Raw genomic sequence first — 23,403 nt, 5'->3', positions numbered from 1 at the left:
TGGGTTCGACGAAGATCACTGCTCTTGTGGGAGGCCCGACCTCGGGGCGATGCTTTTCAAGCTTCAAGCCTATGGCAGGCCTGCGGCATCGCCGCGAGGGCGCGCCCACTAGGTTCGACGAAGATCACTGCTCCTGTGGGAGGCCCGCCCTCGGGGCGATGCTTTTGGGCTTTTCGGCAGGCCTATAGCCGGCATCGCTGCACGCCCTTGGGCCTGCGCCTCAAGGGCGGCTATGCTTTCCCACTCCATCCCGACCGGTGCCGATCATGTCTTTCGTCATCCCCCGCCTGCTGCTGCCCGTCACCTTCCTGCTGCTCGGCGCCTGTGCCGGCAAGGAGCAGGCGCCGTCGAGCGTGGTGCTCGGCGACGATCGCCGCTGTCCGCAGGCGCTGCAGACCGGCCAGCAACTGATCGTCAGCCTGCCGAGCAATCCCGCCACCGGCTATCGCTGGGCCCTGCGCGAGGCCGCCGCCGGCCAGTTGCGCAGCCTCGGCCCCGAGGTGTTCAGCAATCCGAAGGACGACGTGATCGGCGGCGATGGCCTGTCCACCTGGCGCTTCGAGGCCCACGCGCCCGGCAGCGGCCGACTCTACCTGACCTACCAGCGCCCCTGGGAACCCGATGCCGAGCCGGCCGACCTGTTCGACTGTCGGATCGAGGTACATTGAGCCTCGGTGGAGGGCACGCTTTCGGCTACAATGCCGCCCCGTTTTTCATCGATGCCGCCTGCCCCGTGAGCCACGATCCCGACCGTCTGTTCGCCCAGCCCCTCGTCCACGTCCAGGACTTCGTGTTCAACGAGGACGTGGTGCGGGTGTTCCCCGACATGATCAAGCGCTCGGTGCCGGGCTACCCGGCCATCGTCGAGAACCTCGGCGTGATCGCCGCGCAGTTCGCCCAGCCCAACACCCGCCTGTACGACCTCGGTTGCTCGCTGGGCGCGGTGACCCAGGCGCTGCGCCGTCATGTCAGCCAGGACAACTGCCAGGTGATCGCCGTGGACAACTCCGCCGCGATGGTCGAACGCTGCCGTGAGTACCTGCACGCGCAGGACTCGATGTTCCAGGAGCTGCTACCGGTCGAGGTGATCGAAGGCGACATTCTCGAACTGGCATTCCAGCCCGCCTCGCTGGTGGCGCTGAATTTCACCCTGCAGTTCATCGCCCCCGAGCAGCGTCCGGCGCTGCTCGGCCGCATTCGCCAGGCGCTGGTGCCCGGCGGTGCGCTGATCCTTTCGGAAAAGCTGCGCTTCGAGGATGAGCGGGAACAGCGGCTGCTCACCGACCTGCACATCGCCTTCAAGCGCGCCAATGGCTACAGCGAACTGGAAATCGCCCAGAAGCGCAGCGCCATCGAGAACGTGATGAAGCCCGATAGCCTGGAGACCCACCGCCAGCGCCTGCTGGACGCCGGCTTCTCCCAGGTACTGCCCTGGTTCCAGTGCCTGAATTTCGCCTCGCTGATCGCCCTGCCATGAATCTCGACCTGACTCCCCTCGCCTGGCGCCTGGCCGGCACACCCCTGGCCGCCTGGGCCAATGACGTACAACGACAACTGGATGCCAAGCTGGAAATCGGCCACGGCGACCTGCCGCGCTGGCGCCGCGCCGTCGACGCGCTGCCCGCGCTGATGCCGACGCAGATCGAGCTGCGCGAAGGCTTCCGTCTCGACGCCCCGTGCGACGAAGCCACGCGCGAGGCCACCCGCGAGGCATTGATGGGGCTGTCGCCGTGGCGCAAGGGGCCGTTCGAGGTGTTCGGCGTGCAGGTGGACAGCGAATGGCGCTCGGACTGGAAATGGCAGCGCGTCGCGCCGCACCTGGACCTTGCCGACAAGCGCATCCTCGATGTCGGCTGTGGCAACGGCTACTACATGTGGCGCATGCTCGGCGCCGGTGCCGACAGCGTGGTCGGCGTCGACCCCAACTGGCTGTTCTTCTGCCAGTTCCACGCGATGAAGCGCTACCTGCCGGAACTGCCGGCCTGGCACCTGCCGTTCGCCCTGGAAGAGCTGCCGCCGAAGCTCGAAGGCTTCGACACGGTGTTTTCCATGGGCGTGCTCTACCACCGCCGCTCGCCCATCGACCACCTGCTCGACCTCAAGGACTGCCTGCTGCGCGGCGGCGAGCTGGTGCTGGAAACCCTGGTGGTCGAAGGCGACGAGAACACCGCGCTGGTACCCGAGGATCGCTACGCGCAGATGCGCAACGTCTGGTTCCTGCCCTCGGTACCGGCGCTGGAGCGCTGGCTGCGCCGCGCCGGCTTCGTCGACGTGCGCTGCGTCGACGTCAGCCTCACCCGCGTCGAGGAACAGCGCAGCACCGAATGGATGCGCTACCAGTCGCTGCCGGATTTCCTCGATCCGCAGGACCACGGCAAGACCGTCGAGGGACTGCCGGTGCCGATGCGCGCCGTGCTGCTGGCGCGCAAGCCCTGACACGCCGAGGGCTCAGCGGCGCGCATCCGCGCAACGCTGCAGCCGCGCCTGGCGCTGTTGCGCCGCCACCACCCGCAGCGGCCGCTCGGCTCTTGCGCTGAGCCGCGCCCGGCTCAGGTCACGTGCCGCCAATTGACGATCGTCCAGCGTCAACAACTGTCGATACAGGCGCCGCAGGCACCAGGCGCGATACCAGTCCTGCAGGCTGTGCTGCAGCTCCAGCGGCCACATGGCGGGCAGATAGACGTCGGGCATCCGTGGCTCCGCCTCTCGTCCTGTCCCGCTTCCACGATGTGCAACAGGCATGCTCACCTCCGCTTCGTTCGCCATGGCGGCAACCACCGACTGTGGCCGCCATCCGTCACGCACAGGATGAGCGGGCTTGGATCGTTCAAACAAACGACTAATATGAAAGCCTGCGTTCAGGAATATTGAAGCCAAGCCATGTCACAATCCGCCGAACACCTGCCCACGGCCTCGCTGCCGCTACTGGAAAGCGATGTGTTGCGCACCTTCGTCGCCATCGCCGAAAGCGGCAGCTTCACCCGCGCCGCGGGGCAGATCCACCGCACCACGTCGGCGGTCAGCATGCAGATCAAGCGCCTGGAAGAAACCCTCGGGCGCCCGTTGTTCGTGCGCGAGGCACGCCAGGTACGCCTCACGCCGGCCGGCGAGACCCTGCTGGGCTATGCGCGGCGCCTGCTCAGGCTAAACGGCGAGGCGGTCGCGCACTTCCTGCACCCGGCATTGCATGGCCGCGTGCGCTTCGGCACTCCGGGCGATATCGGCACGCGCATCCTGCCCGGCCTGCTGGCGCTGTTCGCCTGCAGCCATCCGGCGGTGGAAGTGGACGTCTCGGTCGGGCGCAGCGTCGAGATGATCGAGCGTATCGATGCCGGCGAGCTGGACCTCGCGCTGGTCAGCGTCGGCAACCTGGGCCAGGACGACTCGCGGGGCGAGCCCATCCATAGCGAGCCGCTGGTCTGGGCCGGCCGTGCCGGTGGCGTCGCCGCGCTGCGCTCGCCCCTGCCACTGGCGTTGGCCAGCCCCGATTGCGCCTGGCGGCGGCAGGCCCTGGATGCTCTCGATCGTATCGGGCGTGACTATCGCATCGCCTATTCCAGCGAACAGGCCGCCGGGCAGGAAGCCGCGATGATCGCCGACCTGGCGATCGCCCCCTACCCGCAGAGCCTGCTCCGGCCCCCCTTGCAGCGCCTGGACGGCCAGTTCGGCTTGCCGGAGCTGGGCGAATACCGGATCAAGCTGTTGCGCGGCAGCCGCCGCAGCGAGCCGGTCGAGGTGCTCGCCGAGCATGTGATCGCAGCCTTCGCCGAATACCGCAGTGGCCGGCCCGGCGGCAACCTGTAACGGTCGGAAGGAGAAGCGCATGGCTCGCTGGATGATCGTCGCCGGAGCGGCCCTGCTTCTGCTCGGCATCGCCTGGCACTACTTCCCCTGGCTGCTGAACTGGTTCGGTCGCCTACCCGGCGACATCCGCATCGAGTCGGGACGCAGCCGGGTGTTCATTCCGATCACCTCGATGGTGATCCTCAGCCTCGTGCTGACCGTGCTGGTCAATCTCTTTCGCCGCTGAAAAGCTTCGGCAGTCGTAGGGTGGAAAACGAGCGAAGCTCTTTTCCACCAGGCAACGGCCCAAGGTGGAAAACGCGTTGCGGTTTTCCACCCTACGGACGCCCTCAGCCCCGTGCCGCGGCGGCGAGGATCAGCTGCTTCATTTCCTTGACCGCCTGCTTGAAGCCGACGAACAGCGCATGGGCAACGATGGCGTGGCCGATGTTCAGCTCGTTGACCCCACGGATCGCGGCGATGGCCTCGGCGTTGTGGTAATGCAGACCATGCCCGGCATTGACGATCAGCCCGTGGCTGAGGCCGGCCTCGACGCCGTCGCGGATGCGCGCCAGCTCGCAGGCCCGCTCGGCGACACCATGGGCATCGGCGTAGCGCCCGGTATGCAGTTCGATGGCCGGCGCGCCGATGCGGGCCGCCGCCTCGATCTGCCGCGGATCGGCGTCGATGAACAGCGAGACCTCGGCGCCGCAGGCGGCCAGCCGCTCCACCGCGGCGCGGATGCGCGCCTCCTGGCCGGCCACGTCGAGGCCGCCTTCGGTGGTCAGTTCCTGGCGGGTTTCCGGTACCAGACAGACATGCTCGGGCCGCAGCTGCTCGGCGAAGGCGAGCATCGCCTCGGTGACGCCCATCTCGAAGTTCATGCGCGTCTGCAGGGCGTCCTTCATCATCAGCACGTCGCGTTCCTGGATGTGCCGGCGGTCTTCGCGCAGGTGCACGGTGATGCCGTCGGCACCGGCCTCCTCGGCATCCAGCGCGGCCTTGACCGGGTCCGGGTAGCGCGTGCCACGGGCCTGGCGCAGGGTGGCGACGTGGTCGACGTTGACACCGAGCAGGATTCGATTGGCTTCAGTCACGCGGGACCTCCTTCATGGTCATGAACAGTTCGCGGCTGACCAGCGGTCGGCCGCCCAGGTGGGGTGCCAGGGCCTGGCGCATCAGCCGCTTGGCCGCGGCCAAGGCACCCGCCACCTGCCAGTCGGCATCGGCCATCGCCAGGAGTTCCGCGCCATTGAACAGGCCGGGCTGGAACATCTCGACCGGCTCGAGCCCGGCATCCGGCAACAGCCGGTACAGCCGCACGGGGTCGACCGGCTGACCGGCGATATCGGTATCGAGGGCAAAACCATAGCCCAGTTCGCTCAGCAGTCGCCATTCGAAAGCACGCAGCAGCGGCTCCAGCGGACGGTGCGCAGCCAATGCCGGCAAGGTCGCGACATAATGCTCGAACAAGGCGGGATGCGCGTCCTCGGCGGGCAGCAGGCGAATCAGCAATTCGTTGAGGTACATGCCACTGAACAGCGCCTGGCCGTCGAGCCAGTGCGCGGGCCCGGTGTTTTCGAGGCGGGCGATGGTCTTCAGTTCGGACTTGCCGCGCAACTCCACTTCCAGCGATATGAAGGGGCGGATCAGGCTGCCGGCCCTGCCGCGTGCCGCACGCATGACCGCGCGCAGCCGCCCCTGTGGGGTGAACAGGTCGACCAGCGCGCTGCTTTCCTTGTAGGGCCGGCTGTGCAGAACGAAGGCAGGCTGGTGCATGGCGGGCCATGGGTGCGCAATGCGCACGGATGATTGCGGATCGGGTTTTACTGGTAGCCCAGCGAGTGCAGTGCGCGCTCGTCGTCGGACCAGCCACCCTTGACCTTGACCCAGAGGTTGAGCATGACCTTGGAGTCGAACAGCACTTCCATGTCCTTGCGTGCCTCCTGGCCGATGCGTTTGATGCGCTCGCCCTTGTCGCCGATGATGATCTTCTTCTGCCCGTCGCGCTCGACCAGGATCAGCGCATGGATGTGCAGCACGTGGCCTTCCTGCTTGAAGTCCTCGATCTCCACGGTGATCTGGTACGGCACCTCGGCGCCGAGCTGGCGCATGATTTCTCGCGCACCAGCTCGGCGGCAAGGAAACGGCTGCTGCGGTCGGTGATCTGGTCTTCCGGAAAGAAGTGCTCGCCTTCCGGCAGGCGCTCGGCCACCAGCTTTTCCAGCGCCTCGAGGTTCTGCCCGTGCTGCGCGGAAATCGGCACGATCTCGGCGTTCGGCAGTTGCTCGGCGAGCCAGCGCAGGTGCGGCAGCAGCTCGGCCTTGTCCTCGATGCGGTCGGTCTTGTTCACCGCGACGATCAGCGGCCCGGTAACGTACTGCACGCGCTCGAGCACGGCCTGGTCCTCGTCGGTCCAGCGAGTGCGGTCGACGACGAAGATCACCACGTCGACGTCCTTCAGCGCCGAGGCGGCGGTGCGGTTCATGTAGCGGTTGAGCGCCGTCTCGCCGTTCTTGTGCAGCCCCGGGGTGTCGACGTAGACCGCCTGCACGTTGCCTTCGGTCTTGATGCCGAGCATGTTGTGGCGGGTGGTCTGCGGCTTGCGCGAGGTGATCGCCAGCTTCTGCCCGAGGAGGTGGTTGAGCAGGGTCGACTTGCCGACATTCGGCCGACCGACGATGGCGACGTAGCCGCAGCGGCTGACGTCTTGCTGCTGTGCGTGCTCGTCAGTCATGTCCGTTCTCCACGCCGAGGGCGATCAATGCGGCCGCCGCGGCGACCTGTTCGGCAATGCGGCGACTGGCGCCCTGCCCGTGGGTTTTCTCGTTGAGCAGCGCCACCTCGCATTCGACGAAGAAGGTTCGGCAATGCGGCTCGCCCTGGATATCCACCACCCCGTAGCGCGGCAGCTCGCAGGCGCGCGATTGCAGGAACTCCTGCAGGCGGGTCTTGGGATCCTTGTTGGTGTCGACCAGGGTCAACCCCTGCAGTTCGTTGTCCAGCCAGGCGAGCACGCGGTCGCGGGCGGTTTCCATGCCGGCATCGAGATAGATCGCACCGATCAGCGCCTCGAGGGTGTCGGCGAGGATGGATTCGCGCCGAAAGCCACCACTCTTGAGCTCCCCGGAGCCCAGCCGCAGGTGTTCGCCGAGCTCGAACCCACGCGCCAGCACCGCCAGCGTCTCGCCCTTCACCAGGCGCGCGCGCAGACGCGACAGCTGGCCCTCGCGGGCCTGGGGAAAGTGGTTGAACAGCGCCTCGCCGGCGATGAAGTTGAGAATCGCGTCGCCGAGGAACTCCAGACGCTCGTTGTTGCGTCCGGCATAGCTGCGATGGGTCAGGGCCAGGAGCATCAGCTCCGTGTCCTTGAATTGATAACCGAGCCTGCGCTCGAGTCGGGCTAACGAAGTGCTCACGGCATCCTTAGGCGATATTCTTTGTCGAAGTTCGCCACCAGATCGAGATTGCGGATCAGCGGCTCGCGTTTTTCGTATTTCAGGTGTGCCCTGAATTCATTGTTCTGGATTTCGACCTTCAGCGCTTTCTTCAGATCGATGTCCTGGATGCCGTTGACCTGCATCCCCTTGCTGACATGACTATAGAACTCTCCGACACTGCGGATCTCCAGCGCTTCGTCGGTTTCCACGGACTTGATGATCTTGTCCATGGACATGTAATCGAAGTAATGCGGGAACATCTTGAATCCGGTGCTGGCGAAAAATGCCACGATGGCCAGCACCATGACCCAGCTCAGCATGGACAGCCCTTTTTGCGAACGCGCAAAGCTCATGTCGACCTCTATGTCGTTACGATACCCACCGATCGGGGCAGGCCCAATATAGCGAGCCCGCTCGAACGAACAGGGGCGGCAATTCACAGCTTTCAGTGAATCAGCCCCACCCGGGAGAAATTCGGCAGGTTGCCCAGCTTCGGATCGGGCCAGCTCATCCACACGGCGAAGGCCTTGCCGACGATATTGCGGTCCGGCACCATCCCGGCGAGTTCGGCCGGAATCGTCTCGCTCTGCCAGTAACGGCTGTCGTTGGAGTTGTCGCGGTTGTCACCCATCATGAAGTAGTGACCGGCCGGCACGGTCCACTGCCGGCTCGGCTCGATCCGATAGCGCCCCATCTCCTTGCGGATCTGGTGCTCCACCTCGCCCAGCTTCTCCTGATAGAGCACGGCGCTGCCCAGGCTGCCCGGCTCCTCGCCGATCAGGGTTTCGGCCACCAACCGGTCGTTGACGTACAGGCGGCGGTCGCTGCTGTAGCGAACGGTGTCGCCCGGCAGGCCGACGACCCGCTTGATGTAGTTGATGCTCGGCTCGTTGGGATAGCGGAACACCATGACATCGCCACGCTTCGGATCGCTGACCTCGATCACCTTGCTGTCCACCACCGGCAGGCGGATGCCGTAGGCGAACTTGTTCACCAGGATGAAATCGCCCACCTCGAGGGTGGGAAGCATCGAACCGGAGGGAATCTGGAACGGCTCGACCAGGAACGAGCGCAGCACCAGCACGATCGCCAGCACCGGGAAGAACGACTTGCCGTACTCGATCAGCAGCGGCTCCTTGCTCAGCGCTTCCAGCGTCGAGGGGTCGATTTCCCCGGCGCGCCCTTCGTAGTTGGCAATGGCCGCACGACGACGAGGGGCGAAGAACAACAGGTCGCTCAGCGCCAACAGGCCGCAGACGGCAACGGCAATGACCAGCAACAACGGGAAATTGATCGACATATCAGCTATCTACCTTCAACACCGCGAGGAACGCCTCTTGCGGGATTTCCACGCTGCCGACCTGCTTCATGCGCTTCTTGCCGGCCTTCTGCTTCTCCAGCAGCTTGCGTTTGCGGCTGACGTCGCCGCCGTAACATTTCGCCAGAACGTTCTTGCGCAGCGCCTTGACGGTGGTGCGGGCAACGATCTGCCGCCGATGGCCGCCTGGATCGCCACGTCGAACATCTGCCGGGGAATCAGCTCTTTCATCTTCTCGGTCAACTGGCGCCCCTTATAGTGGGCATTGTCGCGATGCACGATCAATGCCAGGGCATCGACCTTCTCGCCGTTGATCAGCACGTCCAGCTTGACCAGATTGGCCGACTGGAAGCGCTCGAAGCTGTAGTCCAGCGAGGCGTAGCCGCGGCTCACCGATTTCAGCCGGTCGAAGAAGTCCAGTACCACCTCGCTCATCGGCAGGTCGTAGCGCACCTGTACCTGGGAGCCGAGGAACTGCATGTCGCGCTGCACGCCGCGCTTCTCGATGCACAGGGTGATGACGTTGCCCAGGTGATCCTGCGGCACCAGGATGTTGGCCTGCACGATGGGCTCGCGCATGTCGTCGATGGAGGACAGATCGGGCAGCCGCGACGGGTTGTCGACGTAGAGGGTTTCGCCGTTCTTCAGCAGCAGTTCGTAGACCACGGTGGGCGCCGTGGTGATCAGGTCCAGGTTGTATTCGCGCTCCAGGCGCTCCTGGATGATCTCCATGTGCAGCATGCCGAGGAAGCCGATGCGGAAGCCGAAGCCCAGGGCCTCGGAGCTTTCCGGCTCGTACTGCAGCGCCGCATCGTTGAGCGTGAGCTTCTGCAGGGCTTCGCGGAAGTCCTCGAAGTCGTCGGAGCTGACCGGGAACAACCCGGCGTACACCTGCGGCTTGATGCGCTGGAAGCCCGGCAGCATCTCTACGTCGGGCGTGCTGGACAGCGTCAGGGTGTCGCCCACTGGCGCGCCATGGATGTCCTTGATACCGGCGATGATGAAGCCCACCTCACCCGCCTTGAGGTCGGCGGTCGCGGTGTGCTTGGGCGTGAAGACACCGACGCTGTCCACCTGATGGACCTTGCCGGTGGACTTCACCAGCACCTTGTCGCCCTTCTTGATACGGCCGTGGCGCACACGCACCAGGGACACCACACCCAGGTAGTTATCGAACCAGGAGTCGATGATCAGCGCTTGCAGCGGCGCATCGATCTCGCCCTGCGGCGGCGGAATGACCTCGACCAGGCGCTCCAGCACATCGACCACGCCCATGCCGCTCTTGGCGCTGCAGGCGACCGCGTCGGTGGCATCGATGCCGATGATGTGCTCGATCTCGTCCTTGACCCGCTCCGGCTCCGCCTGCGGCAGGTCCATCTTGTTCAGCACCGGCATGACCTCGAGGCCCTGCTCGATGGCGGTATAGCAATTGGCGACCGACTGCGCCTCGACCCCCTGGCCGGCATCGACCACCAGCAAGGCGCCTTCGCAAGCGGCCAGCGAGCGGCTGACTTCATAGGTGAAGTCGACGTGGCCGGGCGTGTCGATGAAATTCAGCTGGTAGGTTTTCCCATCCTGCGCCTTGTAGTGCAGGGTAACGCTGTGGGCCTTGATGGTAATGCCGCGTTCGCGTTCCAGATCCATCGAGTCCAGCACCTGCGCCTCCATTTCGCGCTCGGACAGGCCGCCGCACATCTGGATGAAGCGGTCCGCCAGGGTCGACTTGCCGTGATCGATATGGGCGATGATGGAAAAATTGCGGATATGACTCAGGTCACTCACAGCTCAACACTCGGAAAAGTCGCGGGTCGATTGCCCGCCGAAAATAGCCGGGGAGTGTAACTGATCAGCCCTTGAAGCGCCACGCGCAAGCCGTCCGCGCAATGCGAGCGCGACGCCGGCACAAGAACGGATATCCCGAAAACAAGAAGGGCGGTATGAACCGCCCTTCTTCCTATGCCTTCCGGATCACTCGGCCAGCTTAAAGGTGATGAAGCTGGCGCGCCCCTGGCGCAATACACGCATCGACACCGAGCGATTCTTCGGCAGTTGCTCCGCCACGCGGGCGAACGTAGCGGCCGAGTTGATCGCCTGGTTGTTCAGATGGGTGATTACATCCCCCGGGCGCAGGCCGATCATCGCGGCAGGACCGTTGAGGATTTCGGTGATGACCACGCCACCCGGCAGGTCGAGGCTCTTCTTCTGTTCCTCGGTCAACTCGGTGACCTTGACGCCCAGGCGGTTGTCGCTGCGTTCCTGGCCACCGGAACCGGACGCCGCCACGGCGTCGCCTTCTTCCGGCATGGCACCGATATTGACATCGAGCGTCTTGCGATCACCGTCGCGCACCACTTCCATCCTGGCCTTGCTGCCCGGCTTCAGCGCGCCCACCAGATGCGGCAGGTCGGCGGACATGATGATCGGCTTGCCATTGAGGCTGAGGATCACATCGCCGACACGCAACCCGCTCTTGGCTGCCGGACCACCATCCATCACCTGGGCCACCAGCGCTCCGGCAGGACGCTCGAGGCCGAACGACTCGGCCAGATCCTTGTTCACTTCCTGGATCACCACGCCGAGCCAGCCCCGATTGACCTTGCCGTCGGTACGCAGCTGGTTGGCGACATCCATCGCCACATCGATCGGAATCGCGAAGGACAGCCCCATGAAGCCGCCGGAGCGGGTGAAGATCTGCGAATTGATACCCACGACTTCGCCCTGGAGATTGAACAGGGGGCCGCCCGAGTTGCCCGGATTGATCGCCACGTCCGTCTGGATGAAGGCACGTAGCTTTCGTTGGGCAGGCTGCGGCCGGTGGCGCTGACGATGCCCGCCGTGACGGTATGGTCGAAGCCGAATGGTGAACCGATCGCCAGCACCCATTCCCCCACCTTCAGATCATCGGACTTGCCCACCTTCACGGTTGGCAGCCCCTTCCCTTCGACCTTCAGCACGGCGATATCGGTGCGCGGGTCGGCCCCCACCAGCTCCGCGCTCAGCTCGCTGCGGTCGGGAAGGCGCACGAGGATTTCGTCGGCACCGGCAACCACATGATTGTTGGTCAGCACGTAGCCGTCATCGGAGATGATGAAGCCGGAGCCGAGAGATTGCGCCTCGCGCTGTTGCCCACGCCCCGGGGCACCGGGAATCTGCGGAATGCTGTGCTCGAAAAAGTCGCGAAAGATTGGCGGCAACCCCTCGAGCTCGGGAATCTGCGCGGAGGCACCGCGCGCCGGCACCTTCTGCTTGGTACTGATATTGACCACTGCCGGCGAGGCGCTTTCAACCAGCGGCGTGAAATCAGGCAAAGCTGCCTGCGCGACCAGGGCTTGCCCGAGCAATGCCAAGCCCGCCACAAAGGCAAAGCAGCCATTTCGATTGAACATGAACACAAGTCTCCCCACTGATGAAACAAGAAACTCAGGGGCCGACAGGCCCCGCGAGCATGGCGCGCAAAACGACCGGCTGCAGATTCGGATCATCCGCCGTACGCCGGCTCCGCATGCGCACGATCAACCAGGAAACGAAGAATCCCGCAAGCCCCGCCAGAATGACGACCGGCTCGCGCGCCGAGAACTGAGCGGCAAGCAATGCAGCCGCCATCAGCATGAGCAGGGGAGAAGATAGACAAGGACGGCACTGCGCAGCAATACGTCCTCGCGAATTCCGACGATGACGGAATCGCCGACCTGCAGGTTGAGATCGCAAACCGCTCGAATCAGGCCGCGTCGCTCACGGACGCCCAAGGTATCCATCAGCCCCTGGCCACAGCCGCTCTTCGCGGAGCAACCGGAACAGGTGCTCTTGCGCCGGGTTTCGACCCATACCGCGCCCGCGTCCAGCGCAACGACCCGCCCCGGCTCTTCGATCATCTTTGCGCCTGTTCCGCGCCGGCCCTCATGGACAGGGCCACCCGTTCGGCGGTCCCAAGGGGAATCTCGCCCACCACCGTGACCATGACATCCCCGTCAGCGGTGCTGATGCGCTTGGATACGGCCACGGTAGGTCCCATCTGGCTGCGCGCATCCTCGACCAGTGCGCCGCGCAGCGGCTCGAGGAACACCGAGAACTTGGCCAGGCCATCCCCATAGGACAGCCAGGAAACCGTTTCCGAGGAAGCAGGGCTGGGGCGCACATTGGCATCCAGCAATACGAAGCCAGGCGGCAGCCAGTCCGAACGCCATGCCGACTCGGGCGCCGCTTCGCGAGCGACCGCCGCGATATCCTTGCAGGCTCCGCTGGGTTTCAGCAGCTGCGCATCGATCGGGTCGGCCGTGAAGCGGGTGAACTGGAAGCGCTCGAGCAACTGCCCCTTCTCGTTGAGCATCAACGATTTGAGTGGCAAGGCGGTATCCCGGTCCAGGTGCAACTCGAAGCCATAACGGTGCTGATCCCGTGGGGTCACGGCCAGTGCCACCGCGGAACGGCCAGCGACACGAGAATCGCCGATCATCCGGAATTCATACCATTCGGACAATGCTTTCGGATCGAGACGCTGCCCCCGCCATGCCTGGGCTTCGCGGAACTGCGCCGCGAGCTCGTCGGTGGCACACTGCATCTGCCCATCGACGCGCACCACCTCGGCAGGAGGACCATCGAGCTGCAGCAGGCGTTCTTCAACACGCCCACCGTCCACCCGCTGCCAGACGGCATGACTGGAAAAGCTGCCATTGCGTTCGTAGACGAACGTCCCTGCGTAACTCTGTTTCTGCTCCGCTGCCGCGAGGCGATCCATCCAGGCCCCGGCATCAGCAGCAAGGGCCGGCATCGATAGCCAGCCCCCCAGCACCACATACAGCGGTAAGACGCGCATGTTTCTCCCTAACGTTCTTCCATGCTGGCGGCGCGAGCGTAAGGCAGCGCGCTATCCGATCCAGTGCCAAAGGCAGCCTGCTGCGCATGCTGACGGACGTAGGCCGGCAGGCGTTCCTCATGCCAACGCTCGATCGGCGCGTTATCGGCTGCAGTTTGCGCCGGCACCTCCGCCTGCCCTTCGCTATAACCGGCCAACACGGTCGGCCCCTGGTTGGCCTGCGGCACCGAGATACTCGGCTGGGCAGCCTGCTGAGCCAACTGCGGCCCGGCGACATCGCTCTGATTGTACAGACGCACACCCGCCAGTACAGCGACGGTCACCGATGCGGCCACCGCCAAGCGGCCCAGCCCTTTCCAGCCCGAACGCTGCGGTTGTGCGGGCGCAGCCTCGTCGGCCAGCGCGGCCGATACTGCGGCAGCAATGTCCAGGCGCGGCTCGATCAACTCCTTATGCATGGCGGCACGGGCGAGCTGATAGCGCGACCAGGTGGTACGCAGCTCAGGATTGTCGCCTGCGAGCACACGACGTAATTCCAACTCGTCCGCTTCGTTATCCATCACCGCGGACAGCGATTCATGCAGGGCTTCACGACTCATGGCGGTTCCTCTCTTGCTGTCGCCGCTGTCTCAGGATTCATGCAACAGGGGTTGCAACGCTTTATCTATGGCTTCACGCGCCCGGAAGATCCGAGAGCGCACCGTGCCCACCGGACACTGCATGACACTGGCAATGTCTTCATAACTAAGACCGTCGAATTCACGCAGTGTTAGAGCGGTACGCAAATCTTCGGGCAAAAGCTGAATGGTTCGATGAACGGTATCTTCTATCTCATCCCTGAGCAGCGCTCGCTCCGGCGACTCGATATCCTTGAGGGCGTGATCGCTTCATAGAACTCGGCATCTTCGGAACTCACATCACTATCCGGCGGACGCCTGCCACGCGCCACCAGATGATTCTTCGCCGTGTTGATGGCGATACGGTACAGCCAGGTATAGAACGCACTGTCGCCACGAAAGTTGGCTAGCGCGCGATAGGCTTTGATGAACGCTTCCTGGGCGACATCCTGAGCCTCATGGGAGTCGTGCACGAATCGCACGATCAGCCCAAGGATCTTGTGCTGGTATTTCATTACCAGCAGATCAAACGCCCGCTTGTCCCCGCGCTGCACTCGCTCAACCAGCTGCTGGTCCTGCTCCTGAGTCAACATGCACGCTCCTCCTTGAAACCGAAGGGGCGTCGCTCACACCAGCGAACCGACCTGCCAGAATAGACCCGGGCTTTACGCAAAAGTTCTCCCCCCTCCTAGCAAGCTTTCCTGCAATACCTGACGGCGATTGCAACACAGCGCCGCGCCAGACCCGCTAGCGACGCCGTCCTGGTATCCATAGCAAACCCGCACCGCCCATCCAGAATGGCCAGCTGGCTTGCCTTCATAACTGTCTATTGAGTGGCCACTAGCAAGAAAAGTTCCCCTTACCCGGCCACAGGCTTCCGTTTGTCTATTTTGAGGCGATGTCCCACCTATATACTAGGGTCTGTTGGCGCTTCATCGCGAGCCGCGTTGCCGCGTCAAATGGCGCCAGGCAAGGCGCGGGACGCAGGTAATGGTGGTTCCCTTGCCAAGTCCCGCAACGCCGCATGGCGCCATTTGCCGCGCAACCCTTCGGGCCGGGCCTGTTTTTTGCGCGATGCTGCGTTACTCGTCGCTTATTTGGAATGCCAAACTTCGCTTCTCGCGCCTTGCCTCGCACAAAAACAGGCGCCGGCGCGGCCGCGAATGAAATGTCAACAGACCCTAGGTCCGATTTCTCGGGCACGGTTTCTCTGCGGAATTCGACATGAGCCAAGTTCAACGATACGACGTTTTGGTCATCGGCAGCGGTGCCGCCGGGCTGACCCTCGCCCTCAACCTGCCTGCGGACCTGCGCATCGCCGTACTCAGCAAGGGCGACCTGGCCAACGGCTCGACCTACTGGGCCCAGGGCGGCGTCGCGGCGGTACTGGACAATACCGATACCGTGGAATCCCACGTCGCCGACACCCTGGTGGCCGGCGGCGGGCTGTGCCGCGAGGACGCGGTACGCTTCACCGTCGAACACAGCAACGAAGCGATCCAGTGGCTGATCGAACAAGGCGTCCCGTTCACCCGTGACGACACCCCCGATCGCGAGGATGGCGGGTTCGAATTCCACCTCACCCGCGAAGGCGGTCATAGCCATCGGCGCATCATTCACGCCGCCGACGCCACCGGTGCAGCCATTTTCAATACCCTGCTCGCCCAGGCACGCAACAAGAGCAACATCGAACTGCTGCAGCAGCGCGTCGCGGTCGACCTGATCACCGAACACAAGCTTGGCCTGCCCGGCAGACGCTGCCTTGGCGCCTACGTGCTCAATCGCGGCACGGGCGAAGTGGAAACCTTCCAGGCCCGCTTCGTGGTCCTAGCAACCGGCGGCGCGGCCAAGGTCTACCTGTACACCAGCAATCCCGACAGCGCCTGCGGCGACGGTATCGCGATGGCCTGGCGCGCCGGCTGCCGGGTAGGCAACCTCGAATTCAACCAGTTCCATCCGACCTGCCTGTACCACCCGCAAGCCAAGAGCTTCCTCGTCACCGAGGCCTTGCGCGGCGAAGGCGCGCTGCTCAAGCTGCCCAATGGCGAACGCTTCATGCCGCGCTTCGATCCCCGCGAAGAGCTGGCGCCACGCGACATCGTGGCCCGCGCCATCGACCACGAGATGAAGCGCCTGGGCATCGATTGCGTCTACCTGGACATCAGCCACAAACCCGCCGACTTCATCAAGAGCCATTTCCCCACGGTGTACGAGCGTTGCCTGGAATACGGCATAGACATCACCCGCCAGCCGATCCCGGTGGTGCCGGCGGCGCACTATACCTGCGGCGGCGTGCTCGTCGACCAGGCCGGGCGGACCGACATCCCCGGCCTCTACGCGATCGGCGAAACCAGCTTCACCGGCCTGCACGGCGCCAACCGCATGGCCAGCAACTCGCTGCTGGAATGCTTCGTCTACGGCCGCGCCGCCGCCCAGGACATGTTGCGCGAACTGCCCCGGGTCGCCGCGACGGCGGCACTGCCCGCCTGGGATGCCAGCCAGGTCACCGATTCCGACGAGGACGTGATCATCGCGCACAACTGGGATGAGCTGCGGCGCTTCATGTGGGACTACGTCGGCATCGTCCGTACCAGCAAGCGCCTGATGCGCGCCCAACACCGCGTACGCCTGCTGCTCAGCGAGATCGACGAGTTCTATAGCAACTACAGGGTCAGCCGCGACTTGCTGGAGCTGCGCAACCTTGCCCTGGTGGCCGACCTGATGATCCGCTCGGCCATGCAACGCAAGGAGAGCCGCGGCCTGCACTACACCCTCGACTACCCGGAGCTGCTGCCGGAGGCCGTCGACACTATTCTGGTGCCGCCCACCTATTGCGGCTGAACTTCAAACGCACCCTCAGCCGGCGGTGCTGATCGTACGGCAGCGCATCGCGCGCAATGCAGACACTGCGCGCCAAACGCTGCCCCACGGGACGGAAACGCAGGATCACCACGCCAGGCAAGGCCAGGCTATCGGGCAGCAACTGGACCGCTTGCCAGCCCCGTTTTGCGCTCCACAGCTGCCAGCCGCGCTCGTCGTGTCGCAGCCCACGCCAGGCCCCCGGACCGAACAACAGAGCACCGCTCGCCAACACGCGCAGCGCATGGGCGAGACATAACGACAGGCAGACCAACCGCAGCCAGAACGGCGCAGGTGACAGCAGAACGACCATCAGGGCCAGGCCCTGGACGGCGAAGTAGAGCGCCAGCAGCAGACCGGACGGTCGCCAGTGGCACTCGAAGGGTTGCCTACTTGGGCTGGACACGATCGAGGATCATGCGAACCATGCGGCGCAGGTCCTCATCCTCGGGCTCGCCACGCTGCATGAACCAGCCGAACATATCCTGATCCTCGCAACTCAACAATTTGCGGTAGCGGCGCTGATCCTCTTCGTCCAGACTGGGATAGACCTCCTTGACGAAGGGCACCAGCAGCACATCCAGTTCGAGCATGCCGCGGCGGCTCTGCCAGAACAGGCGATTGAGTTCGGATTGCTCGGCCATACATCGGCTCCTTTGGGGAAGGCCGGCATTATAACGGCTGTCGCTGCGCCCACTAGTCGGTTTTTTTCGCCGAACAGCGAACCAGCCGCCACGCAACCCGTTTGCACGGCCTGCTATGATGAGCCTCCGGATTCTGACGACGACTCATCATGACCGACACTGCTTATTTTTGCGTCCTGTCTCATGAAGGCGTCCTTGCCGTGCGCGGCCCGGATGCCAGCAAGTTCCTGCAAGGCCAGCTGACCTGCAACCTCAATTATCTCGACGCCGACCATGCCAGCCTCGGCTCGCGCTGTACGCCCAAGGGCCGCATGCAGTCGAGCTTCCGCATCCTCTCCGACAACGACGGCTACCTGCTGGCCATGGCCAGCGAACTGCTGCAGCCGCAACAGGCCGATCTCGGCAAATATGCGGTGTTTTCCAAATCGCGCCTGACCGATGAAAGCGCGGCCTGGTGCCGCTTCGGCCTCGCCGATGGCGATGGCGCTCTGGTCAGCCTGGGGCTGGATCTGCCGCAGGCCGCAGACCGGGTGGTACGCGCAAACGGACTGCTTGCGATTCGCCTGCCCGATGGCCGCGCCGAACTCTGGGTTCCCGCCGCCGAGGCCGAAGAAGCCCGCCTGCGCCTGGGCGCGCAACTGCAAGAAGCACCCCTGCAACGCTGGCTGCTCGACCAGGTTCGCGCCGGCATCGGCCAGGTGTTCGGCAGCACCCGCGAGTTGTTCATCCCGCAGATGATCAACCTGCAGGCACTCGGCGGCGTGAGCTTCAAGAAGGGTTGCTACACCGGGCAGGAAATCGTCGCGCGCATGCAGTATCTGGGCAAGCTCAAACGGCGCCTGTACCACCTGGCCGGCGACAGTGGCCAGGATGCCCTGCCCGCCCCCAGCGTGGAACTCTTCTCGCCGGTGCACGGCTCGAGCGTCGGCGAGGTAGTGCTGGCGGCCCCCAGCGCCGACGGCATGGAGCTGCTGGCCGTGCTGCAGGAAGATGCCGTTGCCGACGGCCAGATATTCCTCGGCTCCCCCGACGGGCTGCCGCTGAGCCTGCTCGAACTGCCCTACGCCCTCGATCCGGACCGGGAAATCCAGCGATAGGCGAGCCTGCCGTACGCCCGGGCGATGCCGACCGACACATGAAAGGAATGACATGAGCACCCTTGCCGAAAAAGTCCAGCGCGAACTGACCCTGGCCATCGAGAACGATGAACTGGTCCTGCCCACCCTGCCCGAGGTAGCGCTGCGGGTCCGCGAAGCCGCCGAAGACCCGGACATCAGCATCCCCGCGCTGAGCAAGGTGATCGGCAACGACGCCGCCCTCACCGCGCGCATTATCAAGGTGGTCAACAGCCCACTGCTGCGCACCAGCCGCGAGATCGACGATCTGCAAACGGCGATCAGCCGTCTGGGCATCAACTACACCTGCAACCTCGCTACCGGCCTGGCCATGGAACAGATGTTCCAGGCCACCACCGACGTCGTCGACCGCAAGATGCGCGAGGTCTGGAACAAGAGCACCGAGGTCGCGGCCATCAGCCATGTGCTCTGCCGCCACTACACCCGGCTGATGCCGGACCAGGCGACGCTCGCCGGCCTGGTCCACCAGATCGGCATCCTGCCGGTGCTGACCTATGCCGAAGAGCACGGCGCGCTGCTCGCCGACTCCATCAGCCTCAACCATGTCATCGACAAGATCCATCCACTGGTCGGCGAGAAAATCCTGCGCACCTGGGATTTCCCCGACGCGATCGCCGCGGTGGCGGGGCAATACACCGATTTCCAGCGCAACTCCGCCGCGGTCGACTACGTCGACATCGTCCAGGTCGCCACGCTGCAAAGCCACCTCGCAGCAGCCATCCCTATACCCAGCTGGACTGGCGCCAGGTACCGGCCTTCGCCAAGCTGGGCCTGGACCCGAGCTCGCTGATGCACGAAGACGAAGATCTTTCGGCGGCCATGGATGCCGCCATGACCATGCTCCAGTAAGCCTTTCCCCTGGCGCGCCCCAGGGGCCTGCCTGGTCAGTTCAGCGCCACCCCAGCCCACCAGCCCACCGTCCGCCCGAAGGCGAGGAACCGCCCCTGCGACGCTCCAGTCACAGAAAGGGACGGCAATCTCGCCGCATCGCGCTTCGTGCATCGCGCTCCAGGCCGGCACGAGCCCTCAGGTAGATGAAGGAGAACGCTATGGCTACAACAACAACCAAGACTATCTTCTCAGGCGCCTTCGCTCTGCTGCTCGGACTGGCCGCCAACATGGCCCTGGCTGCAGAAGGGGAAAACTTTGTCGATGAGGCCTCCACCAAAGGCATTGCCGAAATCGAAACCGCGAAAATCGCCCTGGACAAAGGCACCTCCGAGGATGTGAGGCAATTCGCACAGATGATGATCGATGACCACACCCAGGCCAATCAGCAACTCGCGCAGTTGGCCCAGGAAAAGGATCTGGAAATGTCCGATGAGGCGACCCTGATGGACAAGGCCAAGGTCATGATCCTCAAGTGGCGCGATGGCGAGAACTTCGACCAGGCCTACTCCAACAACCAGGTCGTCGCCCACGAGCAGACCATCAAACTGTACCGCCAGTACCTGGAAAGCGGCGAGAACCCCGACCTCAAGCAGTACGCCGAAACCACGCTGCCCAAGCTCGAACAGCACCTGCAGCATGCCAAGGAGCTGCAAGCCAAGCACGGCGCAAACGACTGATCGCACCCCGCGCCCGATGCCGCGCCCGGAGGCATCGGGTCACACCTCTGCCGACAACTGCCAGTCGATCGGCGTCAGCCCCTGCTGCGCGAGGAATTGATTGGCACGGCTGAAGTGACCATTGCCGAAAAAGCCACGATGCGCCGACAGCGGTGACGGGTGCACCGACTTCAGCATCAGGTGCCGAGTGGCGTCGATCAGTTTCGCCTTCGATTGTGCATGCGCGCCCCAGAGCATGAACACCAGATGCGGGCACCGTTCACTGACCACCTCGATGATCCGGTCGGTGAAGCGCTGCCATCCGGCATTGGCATGCGAACCGGCGATCCCCCGCTCCACGGTCAGCGAGGTGTTGAGCATCAATACCCCCTGCTCCGCCCAGTGCTGCAGATAGCCATGCCGCGGGATGTCCAGGTTCAGATCGCGCTTGAGCTCCTTGAAGATGTTCTGCAGCGATGGTGGCGGCGCCACGCCCGGCTGCACGGAAAAGCAGAGGCCATGGGCCTGGCCGGGACCGTGATAGGGGTCCTGGCCGAGAATGACCACCTTGACCTGATCGAGCGGCGTCGAATTGAGCGCATTGAAGATCATCGGCCCTGGCGGATAGATCACCTTGCCGGCCGCCTTCTCGCTGCGCAGGAATGCTCCGAGCTGCTGCATGTAGGGCTTGTCGAACTCGTCCCGCAGCGCGGCCTTCCAGCCCGCCTCGAGCTTGATGCGATCATCTTGAGTCATGGGATTTTCCGGTTGGCCAAACCGCCGAACCCTAAAAAAGTCGCCCATGGTTGTCAACGCTCGCAGCTGCGCATGCATTGCTTCAGCGCAAATGCCGGCCCCCTCCTTTAGTCATAATCGCACTTGGCTCACGTACTGATGCAACCGCACTCCGTGAAGCCACATAAAGAGTGACGGCCCTGCCTCTCGGGGGTAAAAAGGCCCACTGCCAATAAACCAATAACAAAAGCGATAAAACAAGGAACATGCAATGAAGCGGATTACCCTTTTGGCGCTAGGGCTGGGGTTCTGCCTTACGGCTCAGGCTGCCGACCCCATCACGCTCGGCCTCAACTACCCCCGTACCGGCAGCTACAAGGAAGAAGGCCTGGCGCAGATGCGCGGCGCCCTCATGGCCATCGACGAGATCAATGCGGCGGGGGGCGTCCTGGGCCGCCCATTGCAGCTGATCAGCCGCAACAGCGCCTCACGCCCCGACAAGTCCATCGCCAACGTCGACAAGATGGCCGACGAAGGCGCGGCCATGCTCTTCGGTGGCGTGTCCAGTGCCGTCGCCATCGCGGCCAGCAAGCGCGCCAAGGAGCGCGGCCTGCTGTACTTCGGCACGCTCACCTACTCCAACGACACCACCGGCAAGGACGGCCACCGCTACATGTTCCGCGAGTGCAACAACGCCTGGATGAGTGCGCGGGTGCTGGGGCAGTACCTGAACGAGAACATGCCGGGCAAGAACTACTTCTACATCACCTCCGACTACACCTGGGGACACACCAGCGAGAGCTCGCTGCGCCAGGCCACCGGAACCGTCGACCAGAACAGGCACCCCGGTATCAAGACCGCCTTTCCCGGCGCTCGCCTCTCCGATTATCGGGCCGCCTTGGAAAAAGCCGCCGACAGCGGAGCCGACGTACTGGTCCTGGTGCTTTTCGGCGAGGACATGGTGCGTGCGATGCGTATCGCCGACGAACTCGGCCTGAACAAGAAGATGCAGATCGCCATTCCCAACCTGACGCTGTCAATGGTCGAGCTGGCGGGCCCCGACATCATGCGCGGCGTGCTCGGCACCGAGCCCTGGACCTGGCGCGTGCCCGACCTCGAAGGCTCCGAACCCGGCAAGGCCTTCGTGAAGAACTTCGGCGAGCGCTACCAGATCCATCCCTCCAGCTCCGCCGCCTCGGCCTACAGCATCGTCTACCAGTGGGCCGATGCCGCCACCCGCGCCAAGAGCATCAGCAGCGAGCAGGTGATTGCCGCCCTGGAGAATCACAACTACCGCCTGCTCAAGGACCAGCAGCAATGGCGCGGCTTCGACCACCAGAACGTGCAGACCGTCTATGCGGTACGCGTGAAGCCACGCGAAGAGGTTCTGAAGGATCGCTTCAAGCAGGACTACTTCGAAATCGTCCACCGCCTGGCGGGCGACCAGGCAGCCCCCTCCCTGGCCGAGTGGCAGGAAGAGCGTCGCGCGGGCAGCCAGCCGACTGGGCTACAGTGACACAAGCACGGGATCGCCCACCATGCGGCGATCCCGGCGGGGCTTTCCGGCTCGTGACGGCTGCAACCCTGGGCAGCAGAAGGACTCTGAACAGAAGCAGCGGCAGAACCGCCAGCAACGGAGCCCCTACTCACGAGGATTGCGTCCATGAGCACTGCTGTAGAGCCCTATCAAGCCGGCGTCTTCGACCTGACCCACAAGCTGACCGTGGAGAAGCACGGTCACACCGCGCTGATCACCATCAACCATCCCCCCGCCAATACCTGGGATCGCGAATCCCTGATCGGCCTCAAGCAGGTCATCGAACACCTGAACCGCGATGATGAAATCTATGCCCTGGTCATCTGCGGCCAGGGCGAGAAATTCTTCAGTGCCGGTGCCGATCTCAAGCTGTTCGCCGACGGCGATCGCAACCGCGCCCAGGAAATGGCCCGGCGCTTCGGCGAAGCCTTCGAAGCCTTGCGCGATTTCCGCGGCGTCTCCATTGCCGCGATAAACGGCTTCGCCCTCGGCGGCGGCCTGGAGTGTGCGCTGGCCTGCGACCTGCGTATCGCCGAACAGCAGGCGCAGCTGGGATTGCCGGAGGCTGCGGTCGGCCTGCTGCCCTGCGCCGGCGGCACCCAGGCCCTGGCCTGGCTGGTCGGCGAAGGCTGGGCCAAGCGCATGATCCTCTGCGGCGAACGCATCACCGCGGACACCGCTCTGCGCATCGGCCTGGTCGAACAGGTGGTCGAATCGGGCGAGGCGCGGGGGCACGCCCTGCTGCTCGCCGCACGCGTCGCCCAGCAGAGCCCGGTCGCGATACGCGCCATCAAGCCACTGATCGACGGGGCCCGCCGTCGGCTGCCGAATACCTTCGCCGCAGCTGAACGCGAGGCCTTCGTCGGACTGTTCGAGGCCGAGGACACGCTCGAGGGCGTCAACGCCTTCCTGGAAAAACGCGACCCGCGCTGGCGCAACCGATGACCGCCCTGCCGCGCGTCGCGGCGTCGACC

General features: G+C 64.3%; 21 protein-coding genes and 6 pseudogenes. 11 read left to right on the top strand and 16 right to left on the bottom strand.

Going from position 1 to position 23,403, the window contains the following annotated elements:
* Window positions 1-266 precede the first annotated feature (266 nt).
* From BAY1663_RS06375 to cmoB, 3 genes are all read left to right on the top strand, one after another.
* Entirely contained in the window at window positions 267-668 is a 402-nt protein-coding gene (locus BAY1663_RS06375) for a protease inhibitor I42 family protein (RefSeq protein ID WP_037038729.1), read from the top strand.
* 65 nt (window positions 669-733) lie between these two features.
* Window positions 734-1,477 carry a carboxy-S-adenosyl-L-methionine synthase CmoA gene (cmoA, locus tag BAY1663_RS06370; RefSeq protein WP_037038737.1) on the top strand — a complete coding sequence of 248 codons (744 nt, stop codon included), beginning with the start codon at window positions 734-736 and terminating at the stop codon, window positions 1,475-1,477.
* Window positions 1,474-2,436: a tRNA 5-methoxyuridine(34)/uridine 5-oxyacetic acid(34) synthase CmoB gene (gene cmoB, locus BAY1663_RS06365; RefSeq protein ID WP_037038726.1), complete on the top strand. Its 963-nt coding sequence runs from the start codon at window positions 1,474-1,476 to the stop codon at window positions 2,434-2,436. The genes cmoA and cmoB overlap by 4 nt, the downstream gene beginning before the upstream one ends.
* Window positions 2,437-2,448: 12 nt before the next feature.
* Here cmoB and BAY1663_RS06360 read toward each other — a convergent pair whose 3' ends face one another.
* The gene (locus BAY1663_RS06360) at window positions 2,449-2,691 is read right to left on the bottom strand and encodes a hypothetical protein (RefSeq protein ID WP_177325796.1); all 243 of its coding nucleotides are present in this window, start codon (window positions 2,689-2,691) and stop codon (window positions 2,449-2,451) included.
* 189 nt (window positions 2,692-2,880) lie between these two features.
* Between BAY1663_RS06360 and BAY1663_RS06355 the strand changes: the two genes are divergently transcribed.
* Both BAY1663_RS06355 and BAY1663_RS06350 read left to right on the top strand, forming a co-directional pair.
* Window positions 2,881-3,804 carry a LysR family transcriptional regulator gene (locus BAY1663_RS06355; protein WP_037038724.1) on the top strand — a complete coding sequence of 308 codons (924 nt, stop codon included), beginning with the start codon at window positions 2,881-2,883 and terminating at the stop codon, window positions 3,802-3,804.
* A 19-nt stretch (window positions 3,805-3,823) separates the two neighbouring features.
* Window positions 3,824-4,030 (top strand): DUF2905 domain-containing protein, encoded by a 207-nt coding sequence (locus BAY1663_RS06350; protein WP_037038722.1) that lies wholly within the window; start codon window positions 3,824-3,826, stop codon window positions 4,028-4,030.
* A 103-nt stretch (window positions 4,031-4,133) separates the two neighbouring features.
* Here the strand turns inward: BAY1663_RS06350 and pdxJ are convergent, their stop codons facing one another.
* The 12 genes and pseudogenes from pdxJ to rpoE form a co-directional block, all read right to left on the bottom strand.
* A complete protein-coding gene (gene pdxJ / locus BAY1663_RS06345) occupies window positions 4,134-4,880 on the bottom strand; it encodes a pyridoxine 5'-phosphate synthase (protein ID WP_037038720.1) in 747 nt (248 codons plus the stop codon).
* Window positions 4,873-5,562 carry a DNA repair protein RecO gene (gene recO, locus BAY1663_RS06340; RefSeq protein WP_037038718.1) on the bottom strand — a complete coding sequence of 230 codons (690 nt, stop codon included), beginning with the start codon at window positions 5,560-5,562 and terminating at the stop codon, window positions 4,873-4,875. Before recO ends, pdxJ begins: the two co-directional genes overlap by 8 nt.
* A gap of 47 nt (window positions 5,563-5,609) precedes the next feature.
* Window positions 5,610-6,520 (bottom strand): annotated as a pseudogene (gene era / locus BAY1663_RS06335) (GTPase Era).
* Window positions 6,513-7,202, bottom strand: coding sequence for a ribonuclease III (rnc, locus tag BAY1663_RS06330; RefSeq protein ID WP_037038716.1), 690 nt, complete (start codon window positions 7,200-7,202; stop codon window positions 6,513-6,515). The pseudogene era and the gene rnc overlap by 8 nt, the downstream one beginning before the upstream one ends.
* Entirely contained in the window at window positions 7,199-7,576 is a 378-nt protein-coding gene (locus tag BAY1663_RS06325; protein WP_037038714.1) for a DUF4845 domain-containing protein, read from the bottom strand. Before BAY1663_RS06325 ends, rnc begins: the two co-directional genes overlap by 4 nt.
* A gap of 92 nt (window positions 7,577-7,668) precedes the next feature.
* Entirely contained in the window at window positions 7,669-8,523 is an 855-nt protein-coding gene (gene lepB / locus BAY1663_RS06320; protein WP_037038712.1) for a signal peptidase I, read from the bottom strand.
* Window position 8,524: 1 nt separating this feature from the next.
* Window positions 8,525-10,323: pseudogene (lepA, locus tag BAY1663_RS06315) on the bottom strand (translation elongation factor 4).
* A gap of 186 nt (window positions 10,324-10,509) precedes the next feature.
* A pseudogene (locus BAY1663_RS06310) lies at window positions 10,510-11,927 on the bottom strand (DegQ family serine endoprotease).
* A 34-nt stretch (window positions 11,928-11,961) separates the two neighbouring features.
* Window positions 11,962-12,413, bottom strand: a pseudogene (locus BAY1663_RS06305) (SoxR reducing system RseC family protein).
* Entirely contained in the window at window positions 12,410-13,354 is a 945-nt protein-coding gene (locus tag BAY1663_RS06300) for a MucB/RseB C-terminal domain-containing protein (RefSeq protein ID WP_037038709.1), read from the bottom strand. The pseudogene BAY1663_RS06305 and the gene BAY1663_RS06300 overlap by 4 nt, the downstream one beginning before the upstream one ends.
* 8 nt (window positions 13,355-13,362) lie before the next feature.
* Window positions 13,363-13,953 (bottom strand): RseA family anti-sigma factor, encoded by a 591-nt coding sequence (locus BAY1663_RS06295; RefSeq protein ID WP_037038706.1) that lies wholly within the window; start codon window positions 13,951-13,953, stop codon window positions 13,363-13,365.
* 30 nt (window positions 13,954-13,983) lie between these two features.
* Window positions 13,984-14,564: pseudogene (gene rpoE, locus BAY1663_RS06290) on the bottom strand (RNA polymerase sigma factor RpoE).
* Window positions 14,565-15,195: 631 nt separating this feature from the next.
* Here rpoE and nadB point away from each other — a divergent pair.
* Window positions 15,196-16,812, top strand: a complete 1,617-nt coding sequence (gene nadB, locus BAY1663_RS06285) for an L-aspartate oxidase (protein WP_037038703.1) — start codon at window positions 15,196-15,198, stop codon at window positions 16,810-16,812.
* Here the strand turns inward: nadB and BAY1663_RS06280 are convergent.
* Together BAY1663_RS06280 and BAY1663_RS06275 are read right to left on the bottom strand one after the other, a co-directional pair.
* On the bottom strand, window positions 16,781-17,236 hold the full coding sequence (locus tag BAY1663_RS06280; protein WP_037038701.1) for a protein YgfX: 456 nt from the start codon (window positions 17,234-17,236) through the stop codon (window positions 16,781-16,783). The genes nadB and BAY1663_RS06280 overlap by 32 nt on opposite strands.
* Window positions 17,220-17,474 carry a succinate dehydrogenase assembly factor 2 gene (locus BAY1663_RS06275; RefSeq protein WP_037038699.1) on the bottom strand — a complete coding sequence of 85 codons (255 nt, stop codon included), beginning with the start codon at window positions 17,472-17,474 and terminating at the stop codon, window positions 17,220-17,222. The genes BAY1663_RS06280 and BAY1663_RS06275 overlap by 17 nt, the downstream gene beginning before the upstream one ends.
* Window positions 17,475-17,623: 149 nt before the next feature.
* Here BAY1663_RS06275 and BAY1663_RS06270 point away from each other — a divergent pair, with 149 nt between their 5' ends.
* The 3 genes and pseudogenes from BAY1663_RS06270 to BAY1663_RS06260 all read left to right on the top strand — a co-directional run bounded on the left by BAY1663_RS06270 (window position 17,624) and on the right by BAY1663_RS06260 (window position 20,178).
* Complete coding sequence (locus tag BAY1663_RS06270) at window positions 17,624-18,571, top strand: folate-binding protein YgfZ (protein ID WP_037038697.1); 948 nt, start codon at window positions 17,624-17,626, stop codon at window positions 18,569-18,571.
* 52 nt (window positions 18,572-18,623) lie between these two features.
* Window positions 18,624-19,459 (top strand): annotated as a pseudogene (locus BAY1663_RS06265) (HDOD domain-containing protein).
* 200 nt (window positions 19,460-19,659) lie between these two features.
* Complete coding sequence (locus BAY1663_RS06260) at window positions 19,660-20,178, top strand: DUF4142 domain-containing protein (RefSeq protein ID WP_037038694.1); 519 nt, start codon at window positions 19,660-19,662, stop codon at window positions 20,176-20,178.
* A gap of 39 nt (window positions 20,179-20,217) precedes the next feature.
* Here the strand turns inward: BAY1663_RS06260 and ung are convergent, their stop codons facing one another.
* Entirely contained in the window at window positions 20,218-20,913 is a 696-nt protein-coding gene (ung, locus tag BAY1663_RS06255; RefSeq protein WP_037038692.1) for a uracil-DNA glycosylase, read from the bottom strand.
* Window positions 20,914-21,163: 250 nt separating this feature from the next.
* On the opposite strand from ung, the gene BAY1663_RS06250 reads away from it, so the two are divergent.
* On the top strand, window positions 21,164-22,408 hold the full coding sequence (locus tag BAY1663_RS06250; protein ID WP_037038689.1) for a substrate-binding protein: 1,245 nt from the start codon (window positions 21,164-21,166) through the stop codon (window positions 22,406-22,408).
* A 147-nt stretch (window positions 22,409-22,555) separates the two neighbouring features.
* Window positions 22,556-23,374, top strand: coding sequence for an enoyl-CoA hydratase (locus BAY1663_RS06245; protein WP_037038687.1), 819 nt, complete (start codon window positions 22,556-22,558; stop codon window positions 23,372-23,374).
* The last annotated feature ends 29 nt before the right edge of the window (window positions 23,375-23,403 follow it).

The organism is Pseudomonas sp. BAY1663, from assembly GCF_000582595.1.
GTDB lineage: Bacteria > Pseudomonadota > Gammaproteobacteria > Pseudomonadales > Pseudomonadaceae > Stutzerimonas > Stutzerimonas stutzeri_AF.
Note: the sequence above shows the minus strand (reverse complement) of the source record. Positions and strands in the feature narration are given on the sequence as shown.